Consider the following 21,984-nt stretch of genomic DNA (forward strand, 5'->3'; position numbering starts at 1 on the left):
AGTTCGAATCGTTGCTGATCGGCGGCCATCTTCTCGTCGGCCTTCAGGACACCCGCGCGATCACTGACCGGCGCGCGGGGTCGAAGCCTGCGGAGTGACCGTTGGGTCAGAACGTCATCTCGACCGCCAGGTTGTTCTTGACGAACTCTCGCATCGAGTCCTCATGGTCGGGGAAGTCGCCTTGGCCGCACAATGCGAACACGGCCAGCCCGACGTCGCTGTTGTCTCGGAATCCCAGCGAAAATCCTTCGAGCTCCCCGGACGCGTCGGTGACGTGCGTGGTCGCGAAGGCTGTCTGGCCGTCGGCCGCGCCTTCGTCAGTGATGACGCGTAACGGAAACGGCTGGTCCGGTTCGTCGGTGAATCTCGGCTCGGAGCCGATGCCCTCCACCAGGCGTCCGATGAACTCTCGCGCGACCTCTCTCGACTGAGGGTTCTCGCTGGTGCCGTACCCACCGACATTCACTACGTTGACCGAGCAGGCGGAGTCGCCCACATGCCACACCGTGGTCCCGGGATCGCCCTCTACCTGCTGCCAGTCCGTCGGCGTGCCCGTCATGAGCCAGGTCAGCGTCTCCGGCCTCCCCGCGATCAGCAGTGCTTGGACGTCGGTCTCGGAAAGCGTGTCGCTCGCTTGATCGTGCGACGTGGTTCCCGTCGGCGTCGCTGTGGGAGCCACGCTCGACCCATCAGGTGTCGCGCTCGACGCACAACCGGGCGCGGCAAGCAGAAGTGCTGCCGCTGCGAGCACTCTGGTGACTGATCTCATGACTCTCCTGTGAGGGTGGTGGTCCGGCAAGACGCTGCCAGGGCTGATCGGTGACGCTAGCGTCTTGTCGGCCAGGTCGGGGGCCATTCGACAGCGGTCATGGGTCGCCCTGCTGTCGCACCGCTGCATAGTTATGTACACTACCGAATATGTCCAGCAGTCAGCTCATCCGCGTCGCCGTCGCCGGCGCGTCCGGTTACGCGGGCGGGGAGGCCCTCCGCCTCCTCGCGGCGCACCCCTTCGTCGAGATCGGCACGCTCACCGCGCACTCGAACGCCGGGACGAGCCTCGGTGAGGTCCAGCCGCACCTGCGCGGCCTCGCCCACCGCATCCTGGAGCCCACCACGCCCGACACCCTGCTGGGGCACGACGTCGTGCTGCTCGGCCTGCCGCACGGGGCGTCGGCCCAGGTGGCGGCCCAGCTGCCGGACGACGTCCTCGTCGTGGACCTCGGGGCCGACCACCGGCTGGAGTCGGCGAGCGACTGGGAGCAGTTCTACGGCTCGACGCACGCGGGTACCTGGCCCTACGGGCTGCCCGAGCTGATCCACGCCGAGGCGCCCGGGGTCGACGTCGCCACCGCGGCCCGGCAGCGCGACAAGCTGCCCGGCGCGCGCCGCATCGCGGTGCCCGGCTGCAACGTCACGGCGGTGACCCTGGGCCTGCAGCCCGGCGTCGCTGCGGGCCTGATCGAGACGAACGACATCGTCGCCGTGCTGGCCAACGGGTACTCCGGCGCCGGCAAGGCGCTCAAGCCGCACCTCCTTGCAAGCGAGGCCCTCGGCTCCGCACAGCCGTACGGGGTGGGCGGCACGCACCGGCACATTCCGGAGATCCTGCAGAACCTGCGGGCCGCGGGGGCGGCGGGGCCGAGCATCAGCTTCACGCCCACCCTCGTGCCGATGTCGCGCGGGATCCTCGCGACGGCGACCGCCCCGCTGGTCAAGGGTGTCGACCCGGAGCAGGTCCGCGCCGCGTGGGAGGCCGCGTACGCGGACGAGCCGTTCGTGCACCTCCTCCCGGAGGGCCAGTGGCCCAGCACCGCGATGACGCTGGGCGCCAACACGGCGTGCGTGCAGGTCGCGGTCGACGCCGCGGCGCGCCGGGTCGTCACCGTCACCGCCATCGACAACCTCGTCAAGGGGACGGCCGGCGCAGCGATCCAGTCCATGAACCTCGCCCTCGGCCTGCGGGAGACCGCCGGCCTCATCACCGAAGGAGTAGCACCGTGAGCGTCACCGCGGCACACGGGTTCCGGGCGGCCGGGATCACCGCAGGCCTCAAGGCCTCCGGCACGCCGGACCTGGCCCTCGTCGTCAACGACGGCCCCGAGCACACCGCCGCCGCGGTGTTCACGAGCAACCGTGTGGTCGGCGCGCCCGTCATGTGGTCGCGCCAGGCGGTGAAGGACGGCGTCGCCCGCGCCGTGGTGCTCAACTCCGGTGGTGCCAACGTGTGCACAGGACCCGGTGGGTTCCAGGACGCGCACGCCACCGCCGAGAAGGTCGCCGACGAGCTCGGCATCGGCGCCATCGACGTGCTGGTCGGATCGACCGGCCTGATCGGCGTGCGGCTGGCCGCGGACAAGCTGCTCGCTGGCGTACCCGTCGCGGTCGGTGCGCTCTCTGCCGACGACGCCGGGGGACAGGCCGCGGCGACCGCGATCATGACCACCGACACCGTGCCGAAGACCGCTGTGCGCACCGTCGGGACGTCGCAGGGCGGGTCCTTCACCGTCGGCGGCATGGCCAAGGGCGCGGGCATGCTCGCGCCCGCCCTCGCCACGATGCTCTGCGTGATCACCACGGACGCCGTCGTCGACGCGGCAACGGCGGACGCCGCCCTGCGCGCCGCTACCCGGGTCACCTTCGACCGCGTCGACTCCGACGGCGCCATGTCCACCTCGGACACCGTGGTGCTGATGGCCTCGGGCGCCTCCCGCGTGACCCCGGACCTGGACGCGCTCACCGAGGCCGTCACGGCCATCTGCGCGGACCTGGCCCGGCAGCTCGTCGCCGACGCCGAGGGCGCGTCCCACGACATCGCCATCACCGTCACCAACGCGACCAGCGAGGACGCGGCGCTCGCCGTCGCACGGGCCGTGAGCCGGTCCAACCTGGTCAAGGCCGCGGTCTTCGGCAACGACCCCAACTGGGGACGCATCCTCTCCCAGGTCGGCACCGTGCCCGAGGCGGTCGCCCCGTTCGACCCCGCAGAGCTCGACGTCAGCGTCAACGGCGTCATGGTCTGCAAGGCCGGCGGCGCCCACGAGCCGCCCGAGAAGGTCGACATGGCCGCGGCACGTGACGTCACGTTCACCATCGACCTGCACGCCGGAGACGCCGAGATCACGCTCTGGACCAACGACCTCACGCACGACTACGTCCACGAGAACAGCGCGTACAGCTCATGAGCAGCGACATCGTCAACGGGCTGCGCCCCGACCAGAAGGCCGAGGTGCTCATCGAGGCCCTGCCCTGGCTGCAGGAGTTCTCCGGCGCCCTCGTCGTCGTCAAGTACGGCGGCAACGCGATGATCGACGCACGCCTCAAGGCGGCGTTCGCCCAGGACATGGTGTTCCTGCGACAGGTAGGGCTGCGGCCCGTCGTCGTGCACGGCGGGGGACCGCAGATCAACGCCATGCTCGACCGCCTCGGCATCGCCTCGGAGTTCAAGGGCGGCCTGCGCGTCACCACGCCGGAGGCGATGGAGGTGGTGCGCATGGTCCTGACCGGGCAGGTCAGCCGGGAGCTGGTGGGCCTGATCAACGCGCACGGCCCGGTCGCCGTCGGCCTGTCGGGGGAGGACGGCGGCCTGTTCGGCGCCGAGCGTCGCCACGCCGTCGTGGACGGCGAACCGGTCGACGTCGGCCTCGTCGGCGACGTCGTGCAGGTGGACCCGCGCGCTGTGGAGGACCTGCTGCAGGCCGGCCGCATCCCCGTGGTCTCCACGATCGCGCCCGACAAGGACGACCCGACCCAGGTGCTGAACGTCAACGCGGACACCGCCGCCTCGGCGCTCGCGGTCGCGCTCGGTGCCAAGAAGCTCATCGTCCTGACCGACGTCGAGGGGCTGTACACGGCCTGGCCGGACAAGGGCTCGCTGGTGCAGCGGATCTCGGCCCCGGAGCTGGCGGAGCTGCTGCCGAGCCTCGAGTCCGGGATGGTGCCGAAGATGGAGGCGTGCCTGCGCGCCGTCGAGGGCGGGGTGCCCGCCGCGACGGTCATCGACGGCCGCCAGCCGCACAGCGCGCTGCTGGAGGTCTTCACCACGCAGGGCAACGGGACGATGGTCGTCCCGGCGCCGGCAGAGACCACGCCGGCAGAGACCACGCCGGCAGAGACCACGAAGGAAGGTGTGAGCGCATGAGCACGGTGATCCCGGCCGAGGACGGCTCGGCGCTGGCGGCGAACGGCTCGGTCGCCGCGTGGACCGAGCGGTACACGGGCGCGGTGATGGACACGTTCGGCCCGCCGCAGCGGGTGCTGGTGCGCGGTGAGGGCTCGTACGTGTGGGACGCGGACGGCAAGCGGTACCTCGACCTGCTCGGCGGTATCGCCGTGAACGCGCTGGGCCACGCCCACCCGACGCTCACGGCGGCGATCAGTGCCCAGCTCGGCACGCTCGGGCACGTCTCGAACTTCTTCGGCACACCTGCCCAGATCGCGCTGGCCGAGACGCTGCAGCGCGTGGCAGAGGCGCCGGACGGCTCGCGCGTGTTCCTGACCAGCTCGGGCACCGAGGCGATCGAGGCGGCGTTCAAGATGACGCGCCGCGTCGCGACGTCGTCCGGGACAGGGACCCGCACGCGGGTCCTCGCCCTGGAGGGCGCCTTCCACGGCCGGTCGATGGGCGCCCTCGCGCTGACGGCGAAGGCCGCCTACCGGGAGCCGTTCGAGCCGCTGCCCGGCGGCGTGGAGCACCTGCCGTTCGGCGATCTCGCCGCACTGGAGGCCGCGTTCACGCCGCAGTCCGTCGCCGAGCACGGCGAGGTGGCGGCCCTGGTGGTCGAGCCGGTGCAGGGCGAGGCCGGCGTGCGCCCCCTGCCGCCGGGCTACCTCGCGGCCGCCCGCCGGCTGACCACTGCGCACGGTGCGCTGCTCGTCCTGGACGAGATCCAGACCGGCATGGGCCGGTGCGGGTCCTGGTTCGCCTACCAGCAGCCGGAGCTCGGTGGCGGCATCGTGCCCGACGTCGTCACGGTCGCCAAGGGCCTCGGCGGCGGCTTCCCCGTCGGTGCGGTCATCGCCTACGGCGCGGCAGCCGGCCTGCTTGGCCGCGGCCAGCACGGCAGCACCTTCGGCGGCAACCCCGTCGCGGCGGCGGCGGCGCTCGCGACGATCGGCGTGATCGAGCGCGACGGGCTGCTCACGAACGTGCGGGAGACCGGGGCGCTGCTGCGCCAGGAGATCGAGATGAGCGGCAGCCCGCTCGTCAAGGAGGTTCGCGGGCGCGGCCTGCTGCTCGCCGTCGTGCTGAACGAGCCGGTAGCTGCGCAGGTGGCCGCCGCGGCGCTGGAGGCAGGGTTCATCGTGAACGCCGTGGCACCCGACGCGATCCGGCTCGCCCCGCCCCTGATCCTGACTGCTGAGCAGGCGATGGACGCCGCCCGCTTCTTCGCATCCCTTCCGGAGGACCTCGCATGACCCGCCACTTCCTGCGCGACGACGACCTCGCGCCGGCCGAGCAGAAGGCAGTCCTGGAGCTCGGCCTCGCCCTGCGCGCGGACCGGTTCGCCCGCCGCCCCCTGGAGGGCCCGCGCGCCGTCGCGTTCATCACGGACAAGCCGACCCTGCGTACCCAGGTGTCGTTCGCCACGGGCATCGCAGAGCTCGGCGGTTTCCCCCTCCTGGTGGACGGCAACCTCGCCAAGATCGGCGTGCGCGAGTCCATCGCGGACACCACACGGGTCCTGGACCGTCAGGTCTCCGCCATCGTGTGGCGCACGTTCGGCCAGGAACGCATCGACGAGATGGCCGCCGTCTCACGCGTGCCCGTCGTCAACGCGCTCACCGACGAGTTCCACCCGTGCCAGATCCTCGCGGACCTGCTCACGGTGGCGCAGCACCGCGGCCTCGACGCCCTGCCCGGCACCACGTTCGCCTACGTGGGCGACGCCGCGAACAACATGGGCAGCTCCTACCTGCTGGGCGGCGTCACGGCCGGCCTGCACGTACGGATCGCGGGCCCCGAGGGCTATCTGCCCGACGGCGCCGTGGTCGCCCGCGCCCGCGAGATCGCCGCGGCGACGGGCGGCTCGGTCACCGTGACGACGTCGGCGAAGGAAGCCGTCGCGGGCGCCGACGTCGTGGCCACCGACACCTGGGTCTCGATGGGTGACGAGGCGGAGGCCGCGGAGCGGGCCAAGCCGTTCTGGGACTTCCAGCTGAACGCGGAGCTGCTCGCGAGCGCCGCCGACGGCGCGCTGGTGCTGCACTGCCTGCCCGCGTACCGCGGCAAGGAGATCACCGCCGAGGTCATCGACGGCCCGCGGTCCGTGGTCTGGGACGAGGCGGAGAACCGCCTGCACGCCCAGAAGGCGCTGCTGGCCTGGCTGCTGGAGCAGGGCTGATGGTCACCAAGCAGACGGCGACGACCGCGACGACGAAGGCGGCCCGGCACGCCCGGATCACCGAGATCGTGCTCCGCAACGCCATCCACTCGCAGGCGGAGCTGGCCGACGCCCTGGCGGCCGACGGCGTGAGCGTCACGCAGGGCACGCTCTCGCGTGACCTCATCGAGCTGCAGGCCGAGAAGGTACGCGGCTCGGACGGCACGCTCGTCTACGCGGTCCCTGGTGAGGGCGGGGACCGCAGCGCGCAGTCGGACGCGAGCGAGGAGTACTTGTCCGCACGGCTGGCCCGGCTGGCCAAGGAGCTGCTGGTCTCGGCCGAGTCGTCGGGCAACCTCGTGGTCCTCCGCACCCCGCCGGGGGCGGCGAACCTGCTGGCCTCGGCGATCGACCACTCCGTCTTTCCCGGGATGCTCGGCACCATCGCGGGGGACGACACGATCCTCGTCATAGCGCGGGACGCCGACGGCGCCGCGCTGGCGGGACGCTTCCTCGCGCTCAGCGCCTGAGAACACTTCACAATCGCACTGACACCACCACCGGAAAGAGATCGTCAATCATGACTGAACGCGTCGTGCTCGCCTACTCGGGCGGCCTGGACACCTCCGTCGCCATCGGCTGGATCGCTGAGGCCACCGGGGCCGAGGTGGTCGCCGTGGCCGTCGACGTCGGCCAGGGCGGCGAGGACATGAACGTCATCCGCAAGCGTGCGCTGGACTGCGGCGCCGTCGAGGCGTACGTCGCCGATGCGCGCGACGAGTTCGCGGCGGAGTACTGCATGCCCGCGCTGCGGGCCAACGGCATGTACCTCGACCGCTACCCGCTGGTCTCCGCCATCTCGCGCCCCGTCATCGTGAAGCACATGGTGCGCGCTGCCCGCCAGTTCGGCGCCTCGACCGTGGCGCACGGCTGCACGGGCAAGGGCAACGACCAGGTCCGCTTCGAGGTGGCCACCACCTCGCTCGCGCCCGACCTCAAGTCGATCGCGCCGGTGCGTGACCTCGCCCTGACCCGCGAGAAGGCCATCGACTACGCGGAGAAGCACGACCTGCCGATCGCGACCACGAAGAACAACCCGTTCTCGATCGACCAGAACGTGTGGGGCCGCGCCGTGGAGACGGGCTTCCTCGAGGACATCTGGAACGAGCCGACCAAGGACGTCTACTCCTACACGGACGACCCGACGTTCCCGCCGGTGGCGGACGAGGTCGTCCTCACCTTCGAGCAGGGCGTGCCCGTGGCGATCGACGGCGTCGCCGTCACCCCGCTGCAGGCGATCCAGGAGATGAACCGCCGCGCCGGCGCGCAGGGCGTCGGCCGCATCGACATCGTCGAGGACCGGCTCGTGGGCATCAAGTCCCGCGAGATCTACGAGGCCCCCGGCGCGATCGCGCTCATCGCCGCGCACCAGGAGCTGGAGAACGTCACCATCGAGCGCGAGCAGGCCCGGTTCAAGCGCCAGGTGGAGCAGCGCTGGAGCGAGCTCGTGTACGACGGCATGTGGTTCTCGCCGCTGAAGAAGTCGCTCGACGTCTTCATCGACGACACGCAGAAGTACGTCTCCGGAGAGATCCGCATGGTGCTGCACGGCGGCCGGGCCACCGTGACCGGGCGCCGCTCGGAGCAGTCGCTGTACGACTTCAACCTCGCCACCTACGACGAGGGCGACTCGTTCGACCAGTCGCAGGCCCGCGGGTTCATCGAGATCTACGGCCTCACGGCCAAGCTCGCCGCGGCGCGCGACGAGAAGTTCGGCAACGGCGTGGACCTGGGGGTCGGTGCACTGTGACGGGGCACGACGACACAGGGGTGGACGGTGCGGGGCAGGACGGTGCTGGGCTGGACCGTGCGGGGCAGGACGTCGAGCAGTCGGCGTCCGGCACCGTCGGGGCACACACCGGCGAGAAGGTGGCCCTCTGGGGCGGCCGGTTCGCCGGCGGGCCGGCCCCTGAGCTGGCCGCGCTCTCGCAGTCGACGCACTTCGACTGGAAGCTCGCGCCCTACGACATCGCCGGTTCGAAGGCGCACGCCCGCGTGCTGGCCGGCGCGGGCCTGCTCACCCAGCCGGAGCTCGCGCGGATGATCGACGCCCTGGACATGCTGGAGCAGGACGTCGCCTCTGGCGCGTTCCTCCCCGTGCTGGACGACGAGGACGTGCACACCGCGCTCGAGCGCGGCCTGCTGGAGCGGGCCGGGGACGAGCTGGGCGGCAAGCTGCGCGCCGGCCGGTCCCGCAACGACCAGATCGCCACGCTGGTGCGGCTCTACCTGCGCGACCAGGCGCGCACGATCGGTGTGCAGGTCCTGGACCTCGTGGACGAGCTGATCACCCAGGCGATCGCCGCCGGCGACGCCCCCATGCCAGGGCGTACGCACCTGCAGCACGCCCAGCCCGTCCTGCTGGCGCATCATCTGCTGGCGCACGCCTGGCCCCTGCTGCGCGACGTCGACCGCTTCCTCGACTGGGACGTGCGGGCGTCGAAGTCGCCCTACGGTTCCGGGGCGCTCGCGGGCTCGTCGCTGGGCCTCGACCCGGCCGCGGTGGCCGCGGACCTGGGACTGGAGGGCGGCCCGGTCGAGAACTCGATCGACGGCACGGCGTCACGCGACGTCGCGGCGGAGTTCGCGTTCGTCGCGGCGATGATCGCGGTGGACCTGTCGCGGATCGCGGAGGAGGTCATCCTCTGGAACACCAAGGAGTTCGGGTTCGTCCGCCTCGACGACGCGTACTCCACTGGCTCGTCGATCATGCCGCAGAAGAAGAACCCGGACATCGCCGAGCTCGCGCGCGGCAAGGCAGGGCGCGTGATCGGGGACCTGGTGGGCCTCATGACCACGCTCAAGGGCCTCCCGCTCGCGTACAACCGCGACCTGCAGGAGGACAAGGAGCCGGTGTTCGACCAGGTGGCGACGCTCACGACCGTGCTGCCCGCGTTCTCGGGCATGGTGCGGACGATGGTCTTCGACACGGACCGCATGGCCGAGCTCGCCCCGCAGGGCTTCTCGCTCGCCACCGACATCGCCGAGTGGCTCGTGCGGCAGGGCGTCCCGTTCCGGGTCGCGCACGAGGTGGCCGGCACCTGCGTGCAGGAGTGCGAGGCGCGTGGCATCGAGCTCTGGGACCTGTCCGACGATGACCTCGCCAAGATCTCGGAGCACCTCACGCCCGAGGTGCGCGGCGTGCTGTCGGTCGAGGGCTCGCTCTCGTCGCGCGACGCGGTAGGCGGCACGGCCCCGGTTCGTGTCCGGGAACAGATCGAGCTGGCGAAGGAACGCTCGACGGAGTACCGCTTCTGGGCCGAGCCGTGACCCCCCACAACACAGCGGGAAGGGCTCACGATGAGCGTGTCGCCTGCCGTTCTCGGTGAGCTGCTGCACCGCATCCGGTCCGCCGACGCACGCCTCGTGTGCGTCGACGGACCGGCCGGCTCCGGCAAGACGACGCTCGCCGCCCAGCTGGGTGACGCGCTGGAGGCCCCGGTCATCCACATGGACGACCTCTACGAGGGCTGGGCCGCTGGCCCGGACGGCGGCGCGGCGAACCTCCGCCGGTGGGTGCTGGACCCGCTGGCCGCGGGGGAGCGGGTGCGCTACCGGCGCTACGACTGGGTCGACGGCGACTGGGCCGAGTGGCACGACGTCCCGCCGTCGACCCACCTCGTGGTGGAGGGCTGCGGTGCGGCAGCGCAGCAGGTGGACGCGCTGGGCGCCTTCCGGGTCTGGGTCGAGGCCGACGACGCCGAACGGTTGCGCCGGGGCCTGGAGCGCGACGGCGCCGACGCCCGTGACCACTGGCTGCAGTGGATGCGGGACGAGGCCGCCCACTACGAGCAGGAGCACACCCGCGCCCGCGCGGACATCCGCCTGGACGGCTCGGGCAAGCTCACGCCGTAGTCAGCGCCCGCAGCTTGCGGGTCGGACCGTCAAACATATCGGCATGTTTCGGTAGATTTGCCCGGTGACATACCTGGAACCGCTGGATCCGGCCGCCGACCCTCGCGAGATCGGCCCGTATCGACTGCTCGGCCGCTTGGGACGTGGCGGGATGGGAGCCGTATACCTCGGCCGTTCCCGCGGTGGTCGCGAGGTCGCGCTCAAGGTGATCCGGGGCGATCTTGCTGCCGACCCGCACTTCAGGCAGCGCTTCGAGCGGGAGGTCGCCGCTGCGCGACGGGTGGGCGGTTTCTACGCCGCCGAGGTGGTCGACGCGGACACCGACTCCGCCCGGCCCTGGATGGCCACCAGCTACATCAACGGCCCCTCGCTCCAGGCCGCCGTCGACGCGCACGGCCCGCTGCCGATCGAAGCCGTCCTGGCGATCGGTGCCGGTCTGGCCGAAGGGCTTCAGGCCGTCCACGCCGCTGGACTGGTGCATCGCGACCTGAAGCCCGCCAACATCATCGTTGCGGCCGACGGCCCGCGCGTCATCGACTTCGGTATCACCAGGGCTCTCGACGCGACCTCGTTCACCAGTGCTGACGCCCTGATGGGGACGCCCGCGTACATGCCGCCGGAGCAGGCGCTCGGGCACCCCGTCGAGGCGGCCGGCGACGTGTTCGCGTTCGGTGGCGTCCTGACCTTCGCTGTCTCGGGTCACAACCCGTTCGGCTCCGGTCGGCTGGAGACCATGGTCTACAGGGTGGTGCACGGCGAACCGGACATGACCGGGGTCCCCGACGAGCTGAGGCCCATGGTGCTGGCCTGCCTCGCCAAGGATCCGGCGGCCAGGCCTCAGGTGCCGCAGGTGCTGGACTGGCTCGCCGACTCGGGCGACGCGGCCACGGTGCTGGCCGGAGCGGCACCGAACCGGCCGTGGCTCACCGACGGGATCGCCACGATGATCGCGGAGCGCAACGGGACAGGCGCGACCGGGCCGCTGTCGCTCGCGCAGCCTGGGCAGTCCGCGACCGGGCAGGTCCGTTCCGCAGCTCCGGAGCCGATTCCGGCACGGTCGGCCGGCCCGCTGCGTGAACAGGCCGTTTCGCCACCGGTGTCGGACCTCCCGATCGCCGTAGCGGAGACCCATCTCCGGGGGGAGGCGGACGCGACCGAGCTGCGTCGGCCCGCTGCGCAGTCGCCCGCGCCGGTGACGGAGCCCGGCTCGAGCAGACGCAGGTGGATCTGGTCCGCCGTGGCCGTCGCGGGCGTTCTTGTGCTCGCCGTCGGCGGGTTCTTCCTGCTGCCGACGCTGCTTCCGGGGGGTGACGACCCTCTGGTAGGGGCGGGCGGAGGTGCGAGTCCCGGCGTCACCGACGCCAACGCCAACGCGGACACGGTCACGGACACGGACGCCGACCCGTCCGAGGCCGCCGACAGCGCTCCAGCGAACGAGGGTCAGCTCGTCGCGGCCGACTGTCCGGACCCGGTGCAGGAGCCTCGGGCGACCTATTCGCTTCCCGACGACGAGTCGGCCTCCGAGTACCGGAAGTGGCACGCCACGCTGAAGACCTGCGTGGGCGACATCGAAGTCGAGCTCGACGGGGCCTCCGCGCCGATCGCCGTCGCGGTCTTCGTGGAGCTCGCCCGAGGTGGCTACTACGACGGCACCGGATGCCACGAGCTCAAGACTGCCGGCCCGTACCGCCTGAAGTGCGGGGACCCCACCTTCAGCGGTGAGGGATATCCAGGCTTCGTGTTCGGGCCGCCGGAGAACGTCCCGCACGACGGCGTGTATCCGGCAGGCAGCCTCGTCATGGCATTCAACGGCGATGGATACTCGAACGCTCAGTTCTCCCTCGTGCACGACGACTCGGCGATCCCCAGCCCTGAAGGGCAGACCGTGTTCGGCAAGGTCACCACGGGTATGGAGATCCTGAAGTCGGTCGCGGAGCAAGGGAGCAAGGGCAACGAGCAACCGGAGCAACCGGTGACGATCACCAGCATCGAGCTGAAGTAGCCCCATCGGCAGAGCCGGATGCGCGGCCGTCCACACCTAGATCAACCATGCCTTGCAGTGCTAGGGTTCCAACCCCTAGCACTCCTAGGCATTGGAGAATCTGAGTGCACATCGACAAGGATCTGGTGGCGGCCTCGGCCACACCCCTCGTCCTCGGCATCCTGGCCGACGGCGAGTCGTACGGCTACGCGATCGTCAAGCGCGTCAACGAGCTCTCCGGCGGGCGCATGCAGTGGACCGACGGCATGCTCTACCCCCTCCTGCACCGGCTCGAGCGGTTCGGGTACGTGGAGGCGAGCTGGGGCACGTCCGACGCCGGACGCCGCCGCAAGCACTACGCGATCACGCAGGCCGGCCGGGAGACGCTCGCCGACCGGCAGCAGCAGTGGTCGGTTGTCGCCGACGCCCTCAAGCAGGTGTGGCAGGACGCCCAGCGCCCGCCCGCAGTCGCAGAAGGGTGGGCATGATGAGCACCAACCCCGAGCTCGAAGCACAGATCGACCAGTGGCGCGGCTACGTCCAGCGCCGTCGGGCCATCTCGGCAGGCGACGTCGAGGAGATGGAGGACCACCTTCGCGAGCAGGTGACCGACCTGACCAGCACCGGGCTCGACGACGACGAGGCCTTCCTGGTCTCGGTCAAGCGCATGGGCAACCTCGACGAGGTCTCCCGCGAGTTCGCCCGCGAGCACTCCGACCGGCTCTGGAAGCAGCTCGTGCTGGTCCCCGACGAGCCCGACGCCGGTGCGAAGCCCTGGCGCGAGCTCGGCGTCGTCCTGGCGCTCGCCCTCGGGGCTGGAGCAGCGGTCAAGATCGGCACCGAGCTGTTCGCCGACGAGCTGGTGGTCCTGCGCAACATCGGGCTGCTCGTGCTCCCGTTCCTCGCCGGCTACTTCGCCTGGAAGCGCAAGCTCACCTGGCGGGTGGGCGCGGCGCTCCTGGTCCCGTTCGCCCTGCTCGCCGTGGTGCTGAACGTCTACCCGTTCGACCCGGACGGCTCGACCCTGTTCCTCGCCGCCAGCCACTCGATCGTCGCCCTCTGGGCGCTGATCTCCGTCGCCTACGCGGGCGGGCGGTGGCGGTCGGACGCCCGCCGCATGGACTACGTCCGCTTCACCGGCGAGCTCGCCATCTACTTCGTCCTGATCGCGCTCGGCGGGGGAGTGCTCATCGGGCTCACCCTCGGCACCCTCGGCCTGGTCGGCGTCGACTTCGAGCCCGTCCTCGAGTCCTGGATCCTGCCGTTCTGTGTGCCCGGCGCCCTCATCGTCGCGGCCTGGCTGGTCGAGGCCAAACAGAACGTCGTCGAGAACATCGCACCGGTCCTGACTCGCGTCTTCACACCGCTGACCATCGTGATGCTGCTCGTGTTCCTCGGCGTCTTCGCGACCACCGGCGGGCTGCTCGACGTCGACCGCGAGCTGCTCATCCTCATGGACATGGTGCTCGTGCTCGTGCTGTGCCTGCTGCTCTACTCAATCTCCGCCCGCGACTCGCTCGCGCCGCCCGGGCTGTTCGACGTGCTCCAGCTCGTCCTCGTGGTCGCGGCGCTCGCCGTCGACACGGTCACCCTGAGCGCGATGCTGACCCGCATCGCCGAGTTCGGGTTCAGCGCCAACAAGGTGGCGGCCCTCGGGTTGAACCTGGTGCTGCTGGTGCACCTGGCCTGGTCGGCCTGGCTGTCCGTCGAGTTCCTGCGGGGCAAGCGCCCGTTCGGACCGGTCGAGCGCTGGCAGACCAGGTACCTGCCCGCCTACGCCGTGTGGGCGCTGGTCGTGGTCGTGATCTTCCCGCCGGTCTTCGCGTTCGCGTAGCAGGTCTGTGCATGATCGGGGCATGAACGTTCCCGACACCGTGCCCAGCAGCGTCCCGGGCAGGGACTGGTACGCGCGACCAGTTCTCGACGTCGCCAGGGACCTGCTGGGGGCCACACTCACCACCCGCACGCCCGACGGCATCGTCGGTCTGCGCCTCACCGAGGTGGAGGCGTACGACGGCACCACCGACCCCGGTTCGCACGCCTACCGCGGCCCCAGCCGGCGCAACGCGACGATGTTCGGCGAGCCCGGGCGGCTGTACGTCTACCGGCACCTGGGTCTGCACCACTGCGTGAACGTGGTGTGCGGGCCGGAGGGGGAGGCGTCGGCGGTGCTGGTCCGGGCGGGGGAGGTGGTCGACGGCGCGGACCTGGCCCGCTCGCGCCGCCTCGCCTCCGGCGTCGCCCGGACCGACCGCGACCTCGCGCGCGGCCCGGCCCGCCTGGCCGTCGCCCTGGGGCTCGACCTGTCCGACGACGGCGCCGACGTCACCGCTCCGGAGGGCCACGTGGTGCTGCGCCACCCGTTGGTCGAGCCTGTCGAGACCCCCGCCGTCATCCGCACCGGCCCACGCGTAGGCGTGAGCGGCGACGGCGGCCGCGCAGACCTCTTCCCCTGGCGCTTCTGGCTGGACGCGGAGCCGACCGTCTCGGCCTACCGTGCAGCACCCGCGCGCACCTGAGACCGGTCGGATGCGTCCCGCAGGCGAGGAGTCCGGTCGATCGGCGGACCGAGCGCACGCCGTCGGAACCGGACCGTCAGACCGGGTAGGTCTCCCGCAGCACCCGGGCCAGGTGCCGCGCGATCTCGCGCGGCCCCGACCTCGCGGTGCGTCGCTCCACTTCGCTGTTGTAGTTCGTGTTGGTGTTCACGTCGTACGTCAGGACGCGGCCGTCGGCGGTCCGGATGTTCTCGATTCCCGCCACCTCGATCCCGTGCCGCCGTGTGAACTCAAGGTACTTGGCGACCACCGGGTCGTCATAGCCCTCACGCTCGGAGAACAGGCCCCACTCCTCGTCGGGCGCCATGGAGATGGTCGCGCCGACCGGCGGGACGGGCCGGCCCGTCTCGGGGTCGATCGCGCACGCGTCGGCGGGGCAGAGCTGGAACCCGCCGCGCTCCGTGTCGCCGCGCACGGCGTAGACCATCTCGCCGCCGACGATCTCGACGCGGGTGATGCCGCCGTCGGCCGCGATCACGTACTCCTGGATCAGGGTGATCCCGTCCACCGGCTCCTCGTACTCGTCGGACCGGACGTAGTCGGCGAGGTCGTCGAACGAGTCGAACTTGCGCACCCCCAGGCCCTTGCCGCCCTGGTTGTGCTTGGTGACGAACGGGGTGGGGAAACCCTGCGCTGCCTTCAGCACCTGGTCCCGCCCGACGGCGGCCACCGTGCGCGGCGTGTCGATCCCGGCGGCCCGCAGCGCCGTGAGCTGGTCCACCTTGCTGACCTCGAGCTCGAGCACACGGCGGCCGTTGACCGTGCGCCGGCCGTAGGCCTCGAGCCAGGACAGCACGGCGCGCGAGTAGTCCTTGGTGAGCCCGTGGTCCCGCGTGTGGCTGCTCGCCGAGATGCGGGACCAGAAGATTCCCTCCGGTGGCGCGTCGTCGAGGTCGAGCACGCCGTCGGTCAGCACCCACTCCACGTACTCGACGCCCTCGGCCGCGAAGGCCTCGGCGAACGGGGGGAACCACTCGGGGTTCTCGTGCAGGGCATAGATCTTGGGGGTGCTCACAGGGACCTTCCGAACGCATGACAGCCATCGATGGAACCCCGCAATACTGGCACGCGGTCCTGGGCGCTCGTCTGTGTCCTGCGGCACAGGACCGCGGACGCAGGGGTGTGGCGGAGGCCGGCCCGTGACCACCCGGGACCGGCCTCCACCCTGTGTGCTGCCCGGGCTACCGGTGGTCGACGCGGGCTGCTCCGGCCACTTCGACCGGCTTGTCAGCAGGCTCGCCGACGGCCTCGCCGACGGGTTCCGGCGCCACGTCGACCTGCGCCAGGGAACGCCGGGCCGCGGGGACGGCGAGGATCGTGCCCAGCACGACGACCAGGAGGACCCCGGCCAGGATCAGGAGCGACTCCACGGAGAACTGGTCGGCCAGCGGGCCGAACACGATCATGGACAGCGGCATCGCGACGGTGATGACGATGCCGACGAAGCCGAACACCCGGCCCTGCATCTCAGGTTCCACGCGCTCCTGGATGATCGTGAACGCCGGCGTGTTGAGGGTGGCGAACGTGATGCCGATCAGCAGCCCGAGCCCGAAGAACACCCACATGTTCGTCGACAGACCCAGGCCGGTGACCAGCACGCCGGTGACGATCACGGAGCCCACCATGAGCCGCACCCGCCGCTTGATCCGTGGGCCGAAGCTCGCCATGAGCAGCCCGCCCAGCAGCATGCCGCCGCCCCAGAACAGCTCGTTCGCGGTCAGCTTCCACACCTCGTCGCCGAACGTGCGGGTGACCATCAGCGGTGTCAGGTAGCTCGGTGCTCCGACGAGGAACATCACGAGCGCGAACAGCGCGATCAGCCACTTCAGGGGGGCGTTCGAGCCGATGTACCGCACGCCCGCCACGAGGTCGCCGAAGTAGCTGACCGGACCGTCCTCGGTGGCGGCCCGCACCAGTCGCGGCACCCGGACCAGCGCGAGCATGCCGACGCCGATCAGCGCGGTCGCCGCATCCACGAAGAACACGGCGACGATGTCGAACGACGCGTAGACCACGGCGGCCAGGGCCGGGGCGAGCAGCATCATCCCGGACTGGATCGACTGGAACATCCCGTTGACACGCATCAGCTGATCGGCCGGCGCGATCTGAGGGATCATCGCGCTCACGGCGGGCGTCTGGATCCCCGCGAACACCGACCGGACGGCCAGCGCCAGGTAGATGACCCACAGGTCGTCGACGCCGCTCGCCATGAGCAGGGCCAGACCCAGCGTCACGACCGCGATCGTGGTGTCGGCTCCCATGATCAAGAGCTTGCGGGAGTGCCGGTCGGCCCAGACACCGCCGAAGATCGACATGAACGCCTGCGGCAGCATGCCGAACACGATGCTCAGCATGAGGACCGACCCGGACCGGGTCTCGATGGTCAGGTGCCACATGACCGCGAACATCACCAGCATCGAACCGAGCAGGGAGATGGTCTGCCCGGTCAGGAACAGCCCGACGTTCCGCTTCCAGCCGGGCATCTCTTCGTTGCTCATGGTTCAACCCTGCCCGACGGGACGGTAGAACGCGGAAGCTTTTCTGTGTCCATGGAACGTTCGACGACGGCGCGCGCCAGAACTCATCGGGGGACGGAGGCCCGGGGCGCGCCCCGAGAAGTCAGATCTCATGCCCCTGATCGTTGTTCCTCAACCTTGGTCGAGGTCAAGGGGTCTCTGCACGCCGGACGGGTGCGCGTCCACGGGCCGCCGTCGGGCAGACTAGGACCAGCGGGCCGCTAACAGCGGGCCGCTCCGTACCACGGGCCCACGACGACGGGCCAGAGCACCCAAAGGAGCACACGGTGACAGACATCTTCGACGAGCTGCAATGGCGAGGCCTGGTGGCACAGTCCACCGACGAGCCCGCGCTGCGTTCTGCACTGTCGGAGGGCACCGTGGACTATTACGTGGGCTTTGACCCCACGGCGCCGTCGCTGCACATCGGCAACCTGGTGCAGGTCCTGACCGCACGCCGGCTGCAGGACGCCGGGCACCGGCCGTACCTTCTGGTCGGCGGCGCGACGGGCCTCATCGGTGACCCCCGCGACTCGGGCGAGCGCACGCTCAACTCGCCCGAGACCGTCGCGAGCTGGGTGGAGCGCATCCGCGCGCAGATCGAGCCGCACCTGTCCTTCGACGGCGACAACGCCGCGCAGATGGTGAACAACCTGGACTGGACCGGCCCGATGACGGCCATCGAGTTCCTGCGCGACATCGGCAAGCACTTCCGCCTCGGCACCATGCTGTCCAAGGACATCGTCGCGCGGCGGCTCAGCTCGGACGAGGGCATCAGCTTCACCGAGTTCAGCTACCAGGTGCTGCAGGGCATGGACTACCGCGAGCTGTACCGGCGGCACGGCATCACCCTGCAGCTGGGCGGAAACGACCAGTGGGGCAACCTGCTGGCCGGCGTCGAGCTGCTGCGCAAGGCCGAAGGCGTGAGTGCCCACGCGCTCACGACGCCGCTCATCACCAAGGCCGACGGCACCAAGTTCGGGAAGTCCGAGGGCGGGTCCATCTGGCTCGACCCGGAGATGACCAGCCCGTACGCGTTCTACCAGTTCTGGCTCAACCAGGCTGACGCGGACGTCGTGAACTACCTCAAGGTGTTCACGTTCCGCAGCCAAGAGGAGATCGCCGAGCTCGAGCGCGAGGTGGCCGAGCGGCCCTTCGCGCGGGAGGCCCAGAAGGCGCTCGCGGGTGACGTCACCACCCTGGTGCACGGCGCCGGCGCCACGGAGGCGGTCATCGCGGCGAGCCAGGCCCTGTTCGGCCGTGGTTCGCTCGACGAGCTCGACGCGCGGACGCTCTCCGGGGCGGTGTCCGAGCTGCCGCGAGTGACGGCCAAGGCCGGGGACCTGGTCGCGGACCTCCTGGTCGGGTCAGGGCTCGTGGCATCGAAGGGTGCCGCGCGCCGTGCGATCGCCGAGGGCGGCGCCTACGTGAACAACGTGAAGGTGACGTCGGACGAGGCGGCTCTCGCCCCCGAGGACCTGCTGCACGGCAAGCACGCGGTGCTGCGCCGCGGCAAGAAGACGCTGGCGGTCGCGACGTCGGAGTGACGCTTCCCTGACCGGCTGCACCGGTACGCGACGGCGGTCGCTCGCTGACAAGCGGGCGGCCGCCGTCCGCATGTCCGGACACTTCTGGCGTCCGTCCTGCCCGATTACGGGCAAGAAATTGCTCCCCGTCGTCGAAGGGGCGAGTCTCTTGGTCATGAAGACGTCTTCCGATCTCGTCGCGCACGTGGCGGCGAGCACAGGGCTCACCCCCGCAGAGGCGGCGCGGGTGGTCGGCGACGTCGTGGCGTACTTCGCCACGCCGGTCGAGGACGTCGTCCGACGGCGGCACGCCGAGCTGAAGACCTATGGGGCGAAGAACCCCGAGATCTTCGCGCGGATCGCCGCCGAGCTGGAGCACCGGGTCGTCGCGGCTCCGCAGCTCAGCGAACGGCAGCTGCGCCGGATGATCTACGGCTGACCGGGCTCGGACCTGATACTTTCCCCGAAGGAGCACCAGCATGTGCGGAATCGTCGGTTACGTCGGCGGCCAGAACGCGGCCCCGTTGCTCGTGGAGGCGCTCGGGCGGCTCGAACACCGGGGCTACGACTCGGCGGGTGTCGCCGTCGTCGGCTCCCAGCTCCGCGTGACCAAGCGCGCCGGGCGCGTGCGCGACCTCGCCGAGGTCCTGCCCAAGCGGATGCCGGGGCGGGTGGGCATCGGCCACACCCGGTGGGCGACGCACGGTCCCGCGACCGACGCCAACGCCCACCCGCACACGGACGAGAGCGGTGCGGTGGCGGTGGTGCACAACGGCATCATCGACAACGCCGCGGCGCTGCGCGCGCGGCTCGTCGACCAGGGCGTGTCGCTCGTGAGCGACACAGACACCGAGGTGTTCGCCCACCTCGTCGCCCTGTCCGACGCCGACACGCTCGAGGGAAAGGTCGTGGACGCGCTGGACGCGGTGGAGGGAACCTACGGGCTGGCCGTCGTGCACGCCGGCTTCCCTGACCGCGTGGTGGTGGCCAGGAACGGCAGCCCGCTGCTGGTCGGTGTGGGGGACAAGGAGATGTTCGTGGCCTCCGACCTGGCGGCGCTCGTACGCCACACCACCACCGTCGCGCACCTGGCCGACGGCGAGCTGGCGACCGTCACGGCGTCGGGCTTCACGACGTTCCGCCGGGACCTGACGCGCACCCAGACCACCGCTCGTGAGGTCGACGTCGACCCCAGCGCCTACGAGCACGGTCCGATCGACGGCCGTCCGCGCATGTATACCGAGATGCTCGAGCAGCCGGCGAGCGTGGAGCGGGCGCTGCGCGGTCGGCTGGACGAGCGGTTCGCGACCGCGCACCTGGGCGGGCTCGAGATGGACGCCCGCGAGCTGCGTGCCGTCCGCAGGGTCAAGATCCTGGGCTGCGGGTCCGCGTACTACGTAGGGCAGATGGGTGCGTCGCTCATCGAGGAGCTCGCTCGTGTCCCCGCCGACGCCGAGGCCGCGAGCGAGTTCCGCTACCGCAGCCCGGTGATCGAGCCGGACACGCTGTACGTGGCGGTGAGCCAGTCCGGCGAGACCATCGACACGCTGCTGGCGGTCGAGGAGATCCGCCGCAAGGGAGGCCGCGTCATCGGGCTGGTCAACGTGGTCGGCTCCGCGATCGCCCGGGCCTGCGACGGCGGCATCTATCTGCACGCGGGGCCCGAGATCGCCGTCGCCTCCACGAAGGCGCTCACCACGATGTTCGTGGGCTTCGCACTCCTTGCGCTCCAGCTGGGGCGCGTACGAGACCTGTCCGTCGCCGACGGACGCCGGCTGGTAGCCGGGCTGCAGAACCTGCCGGCCCAGATCGAGCAGGTGCTCGACGGCGAGGAGCGGATCGCCCAGGCGGCGAAGGCGCTCGCGGAGGCCGAGAGCCTGTTCTTCGTGGGCAGGGTCAGGGGATTCCCGGTGGCGCGAGAGGGCGCCCAGAAGTTCAAGGAGATCAGCTACCGGCACGCCGAGGCGTACCAGATGTCGGAGCTCAAGCACGGCCCGCTGGCGCTCATCTCGCCCGAGGTGCCCACCGTTGCCATCGTGCCTGACGACGAGCTGACCGACCGCAACGTGGCGGCGCTGCACGAGATCGATGCCCGGGGCGGACCGCTCGTCGTGGTGACGCACGCCGGCGTGGACCTGGGGGACCTGCGGGTGGAGCGCATCGACGTGCCGCGCAGCGAACGGGAGCTCGACCCGCTGCTGCTCACCGTGCCGCTGCAGCTGCTGGCGTACCACGCGGCGCTTGCGCTCGGGCACGACGTCGACAAGCCGAGGAACCTGGCGAAGTCGGTCACCGTGGAGTGACGACGGCACAGGCGGGTCCCCGACGCGTGCGCCGGGGACCCGCGGTTTCTGGCCCCTTGCGGTCCGGATGGAACGCCGATTTGGCGTGGGTGCCGATCGCTGTGTACTGTTCCCGTTGTTCGCCCGACAGGGAGATACGGACAGGAAGCGCGACAAGCGTGACTGGCCGGTCCCGGGGCGGAAACCAAACCAGATCTGAGAGTGGCTTCGTGCGCTTCGGAACTGGGGAGGGCTTGCCGGACAGGCATCCCGATGTAGGAACCCTCACCAGGGTCCTTGCGCCGGGGAGCGTGGTAGGGTAAGTTACACAGGTTGCCTCCGAACGTTGATCAAGCGGCTAGCGCCGCGATCGACCGGGAGGCGTCCCAACCTTCGCAAGTCGCTGAAGTTCATTCTTCTGACGATGGCGTAAATGGGAATCAGAATTCATTCGGATGGTCGAAGAATTCTCGCTGGCCGACAGGCTGGAGAGGATTTGGAAAAGTCCGAAAGGGCCTGGTAAGTTACAGGCACTGCCCCGGACAGGGAAGCGATCGGAAAGATTGCGGATCTGACGGTGTGCGTCGGTTGTTTGAGAACTCAACAGTGTGCTTGATAGTCAATGCCAATGTTTTAACCCTTGTGGGTGTGGCTGTGCTGACCGTTCGGTTGGTGTGGTCATGTGCTGTGAGGGGTTGTTTGGACAGACTTAATCATCAGATTGGTCTGGCCGGTATCATTGTTCGCACTCGTCTTCGGGTGGGTGTGGATGTTTCTCTTTTATGGAGAGTTTGATCCTGGCTCAGGACGAACGCTGGTGGCGTGCTTAACACATGCAAGTCGAACGGTGAAGCTCAGCTTGCTGGGTGGATCAGTGGCGAACGGG

General features: G+C 70.4%; 19 protein-coding genes and 1 rRNA gene. 17 read left to right on the forward strand and 3 right to left on the reverse strand.

Annotation, left to right across the window (positions count from 1 at the left end; genetic code table 11):
• Nucleotides 1–106: 106 nt before the first annotated feature.
• Nucleotides 107–751, reverse strand: a complete 645-nt coding sequence (locus tag APR04_RS16140) for a hypothetical protein (RefSeq protein WP_253871909.1) — start codon at nucleotides 749–751, stop codon at nucleotides 107–109.
• Between the two features lie 167 nt (nucleotides 752–918).
• Between APR04_RS16140 and argC the strand changes: the two genes are divergently transcribed.
• The 13 genes from argC (at nucleotide 919) to APR04_RS16205 (ending at nucleotide 14,735) form a co-directional block, all read left to right on the forward strand.
• Complete coding sequence (argC, locus tag APR04_RS16145) at nucleotides 919–2,001, forward strand: N-acetyl-gamma-glutamyl-phosphate reductase (protein ID WP_253871910.1); 1,083 nt, start codon at nucleotides 919–921, stop codon at nucleotides 1,999–2,001.
• The gene (argJ, locus tag APR04_RS16150; protein WP_253871911.1) at nucleotides 1,998–3,182 is read left to right on the forward strand and encodes a bifunctional glutamate N-acetyltransferase/amino-acid acetyltransferase ArgJ; all 1,185 of its coding nucleotides are present in this window, start codon (nucleotides 1,998–2,000) and stop codon (nucleotides 3,180–3,182) included. Before argC ends, argJ begins: the two co-directional genes overlap by 4 nt.
• On the forward strand, nucleotides 3,179–4,138 hold the full coding sequence (gene argB, locus APR04_RS16155; protein ID WP_253871912.1) for an acetylglutamate kinase: 960 nt from the start codon (nucleotides 3,179–3,181) through the stop codon (nucleotides 4,136–4,138). The genes argJ and argB overlap by 4 nt, the downstream gene beginning before the upstream one ends.
• Complete coding sequence (locus tag APR04_RS16160) at nucleotides 4,135–5,415, forward strand: acetylornithine transaminase (RefSeq protein ID WP_253871914.1); 1,281 nt, start codon at nucleotides 4,135–4,137, stop codon at nucleotides 5,413–5,415. The genes argB and APR04_RS16160 overlap by 4 nt, the downstream gene beginning before the upstream one ends.
• Nucleotides 5,412–6,341 carry an ornithine carbamoyltransferase gene (gene argF / locus APR04_RS16165; RefSeq protein WP_253871916.1) on the forward strand — a complete coding sequence of 310 codons (930 nt, stop codon included), beginning with the start codon at nucleotides 5,412–5,414 and terminating at the stop codon, nucleotides 6,339–6,341. Before APR04_RS16160 ends, argF begins: the two co-directional genes overlap by 4 nt.
• Nucleotides 6,341–6,850: an arginine repressor gene (locus APR04_RS16170; protein WP_253871918.1), complete on the forward strand. Its 510-nt coding sequence runs from the start codon at nucleotides 6,341–6,343 to the stop codon at nucleotides 6,848–6,850. Before argF ends, APR04_RS16170 begins: the two co-directional genes overlap by 1 nt.
• Nucleotides 6,851–6,900: 50 nt before the next feature.
• Complete coding sequence (locus tag APR04_RS16175) at nucleotides 6,901–8,130, forward strand: argininosuccinate synthase (RefSeq protein ID WP_253871920.1); 1,230 nt, start codon at nucleotides 6,901–6,903, stop codon at nucleotides 8,128–8,130.
• Between the two features lie 119 nt (nucleotides 8,131–8,249).
• Nucleotides 8,250–9,650, forward strand: a complete 1,401-nt coding sequence (gene argH, locus APR04_RS16180) for an argininosuccinate lyase (RefSeq protein ID WP_253871945.1) — start codon at nucleotides 8,250–8,252, stop codon at nucleotides 9,648–9,650.
• Nucleotides 9,651–9,680: 30 nt separating this feature from the next.
• On the forward strand, nucleotides 9,681–10,235 hold the full coding sequence (locus APR04_RS16185) for a uridine kinase family protein (RefSeq protein ID WP_253871922.1): 555 nt from the start codon (nucleotides 9,681–9,683) through the stop codon (nucleotides 10,233–10,235).
• Nucleotides 10,236–10,299: 64 nt separating this feature from the next.
• Nucleotides 10,300–12,237, forward strand: coding sequence for a protein kinase domain-containing protein (locus APR04_RS16190; RefSeq protein ID WP_253871924.1), 1,938 nt, complete (start codon nucleotides 10,300–10,302; stop codon nucleotides 12,235–12,237).
• A gap of 104 nt (nucleotides 12,238–12,341) precedes the next feature.
• The gene (locus tag APR04_RS16195) at nucleotides 12,342–12,704 is read left to right on the forward strand and encodes a PadR family transcriptional regulator (RefSeq protein ID WP_253871925.1); all 363 of its coding nucleotides are present in this window, start codon (nucleotides 12,342–12,344) and stop codon (nucleotides 12,702–12,704) included.
• The gene (locus tag APR04_RS16200; RefSeq protein WP_253871928.1) at nucleotides 12,704–14,050 is read left to right on the forward strand and encodes a permease prefix domain 1-containing protein; all 1,347 of its coding nucleotides are present in this window, start codon (nucleotides 12,704–12,706) and stop codon (nucleotides 14,048–14,050) included. Before APR04_RS16195 ends, APR04_RS16200 begins: the two co-directional genes overlap by 1 nt.
• Nucleotides 14,051–14,072: 22 nt before the next feature.
• Nucleotides 14,073–14,735 (forward strand): DNA-3-methyladenine glycosylase, encoded by a 663-nt coding sequence (locus tag APR04_RS16205; protein ID WP_253871930.1) that lies wholly within the window; start codon nucleotides 14,073–14,075, stop codon nucleotides 14,733–14,735.
• A gap of 76 nt (nucleotides 14,736–14,811) precedes the next feature.
• Here APR04_RS16205 and APR04_RS16210 read toward each other — a convergent pair whose 3' ends face one another.
• Together APR04_RS16210 and APR04_RS16215 are read right to left on the reverse strand one after the other, a co-directional pair.
• Nucleotides 14,812–15,789: an ATP-grasp domain-containing protein gene (locus tag APR04_RS16210; RefSeq protein WP_253871932.1), complete on the reverse strand. Its 978-nt coding sequence runs from the start codon at nucleotides 15,787–15,789 to the stop codon at nucleotides 14,812–14,814.
• Nucleotides 15,790–15,955: 166 nt separating this feature from the next.
• Nucleotides 15,956–17,272 (reverse strand): MFS transporter, encoded by a 1,317-nt coding sequence (locus APR04_RS16215; protein ID WP_253871934.1) that lies wholly within the window; start codon nucleotides 17,270–17,272, stop codon nucleotides 15,956–15,958.
• A 305-nt stretch (nucleotides 17,273–17,577) separates the two neighbouring features.
• Between APR04_RS16215 and tyrS the strand changes: the two genes are divergently transcribed.
• The 4 genes from tyrS to APR04_RS16235 all read left to right on the forward strand — a co-directional run.
• On the forward strand, nucleotides 17,578–18,837 hold the full coding sequence (gene tyrS / locus APR04_RS16220; RefSeq protein WP_253871935.1) for a tyrosine--tRNA ligase: 1,260 nt from the start codon (nucleotides 17,578–17,580) through the stop codon (nucleotides 18,835–18,837).
• A gap of 154 nt (nucleotides 18,838–18,991) precedes the next feature.
• Nucleotides 18,992–19,255 (forward strand): hypothetical protein, encoded by a 264-nt coding sequence (locus tag APR04_RS16225; protein ID WP_253871936.1) that lies wholly within the window; start codon nucleotides 18,992–18,994, stop codon nucleotides 19,253–19,255.
• A 40-nt stretch (nucleotides 19,256–19,295) separates the two neighbouring features.
• Complete coding sequence (gene glmS, locus APR04_RS16230) at nucleotides 19,296–21,119, forward strand: glutamine--fructose-6-phosphate transaminase (isomerizing) (RefSeq protein WP_253871937.1); 1,824 nt, start codon at nucleotides 19,296–19,298, stop codon at nucleotides 21,117–21,119.
• Nucleotides 21,120–21,877: 758 nt separating this feature from the next.
• Nucleotides 21,878–21,984: ribosomal RNA gene (locus APR04_RS16235) — 16S ribosomal RNA — on the forward strand; the annotation flags it as partial.

The organism is Promicromonospora umidemergens, from assembly GCF_024171995.1.
GTDB lineage: Bacteria > Actinomycetota > Actinomycetes > Actinomycetales > Cellulomonadaceae > Promicromonospora > Promicromonospora umidemergens.

Bases quoted from the DNA above. Each gene is read 5' to 3' on its own strand.
- APR04_RS16200 (WP_253871928.1), top strand. From the start codon at position 12,704: ATGAGCACCAACCCCGAGCTCGAAGCACAGATCGACCAGTGGCGCGGC.
- glmS (WP_253871937.1), top strand. From the start codon at position 19,296: ATGTGCGGAATCGTCGGTTACGTCGGCGGCCAGAACGCGGCCCCGTTG.
- APR04_RS16185 (WP_253871922.1), top strand. From the start codon at position 9,681: ATGAGCGTGTCGCCTGCCGTTCTCGGTGAGCTGCTGCACCGCATCCGG.
- APR04_RS16160 (WP_253871914.1), top strand. From the start codon at position 4,135: ATGAGCACGGTGATCCCGGCCGAGGACGGCTCGGCGCTGGCGGCGAAC.
- APR04_RS16170 (WP_253871918.1), top strand. From the start codon at position 6,341: ATGGTCACCAAGCAGACGGCGACGACCGCGACGACGAAGGCGGCCCGG.
- APR04_RS16205 (WP_253871930.1), top strand. From the start codon at position 14,073: ATGAACGTTCCCGACACCGTGCCCAGCAGCGTCCCGGGCAGGGACTGG.
- argC (WP_253871910.1), top strand. From the start codon at position 919: ATGTCCAGCAGTCAGCTCATCCGCGTCGCCGTCGCCGGCGCGTCCGGT.
- APR04_RS16225 (WP_253871936.1), top strand. From the start codon at position 18,992: ATGAAGACGTCTTCCGATCTCGTCGCGCACGTGGCGGCGAGCACAGGG.
- APR04_RS16175 (WP_253871920.1), top strand. From the start codon at position 6,901: ATGACTGAACGCGTCGTGCTCGCCTACTCGGGCGGCCTGGACACCTCC.
- argB (WP_253871912.1), top strand. From the start codon at position 3,179: ATGAGCAGCGACATCGTCAACGGGCTGCGCCCCGACCAGAAGGCCGAG.
- APR04_RS16215 (WP_253871934.1), bottom strand. From the start codon at position 17,272: ATGAGCAACGAAGAGATGCCCGGCTGGAAGCGGAACGTCGGGCTGTTC.
- argF (WP_253871916.1), top strand. From the start codon at position 5,412: ATGACCCGCCACTTCCTGCGCGACGACGACCTCGCGCCGGCCGAGCAG.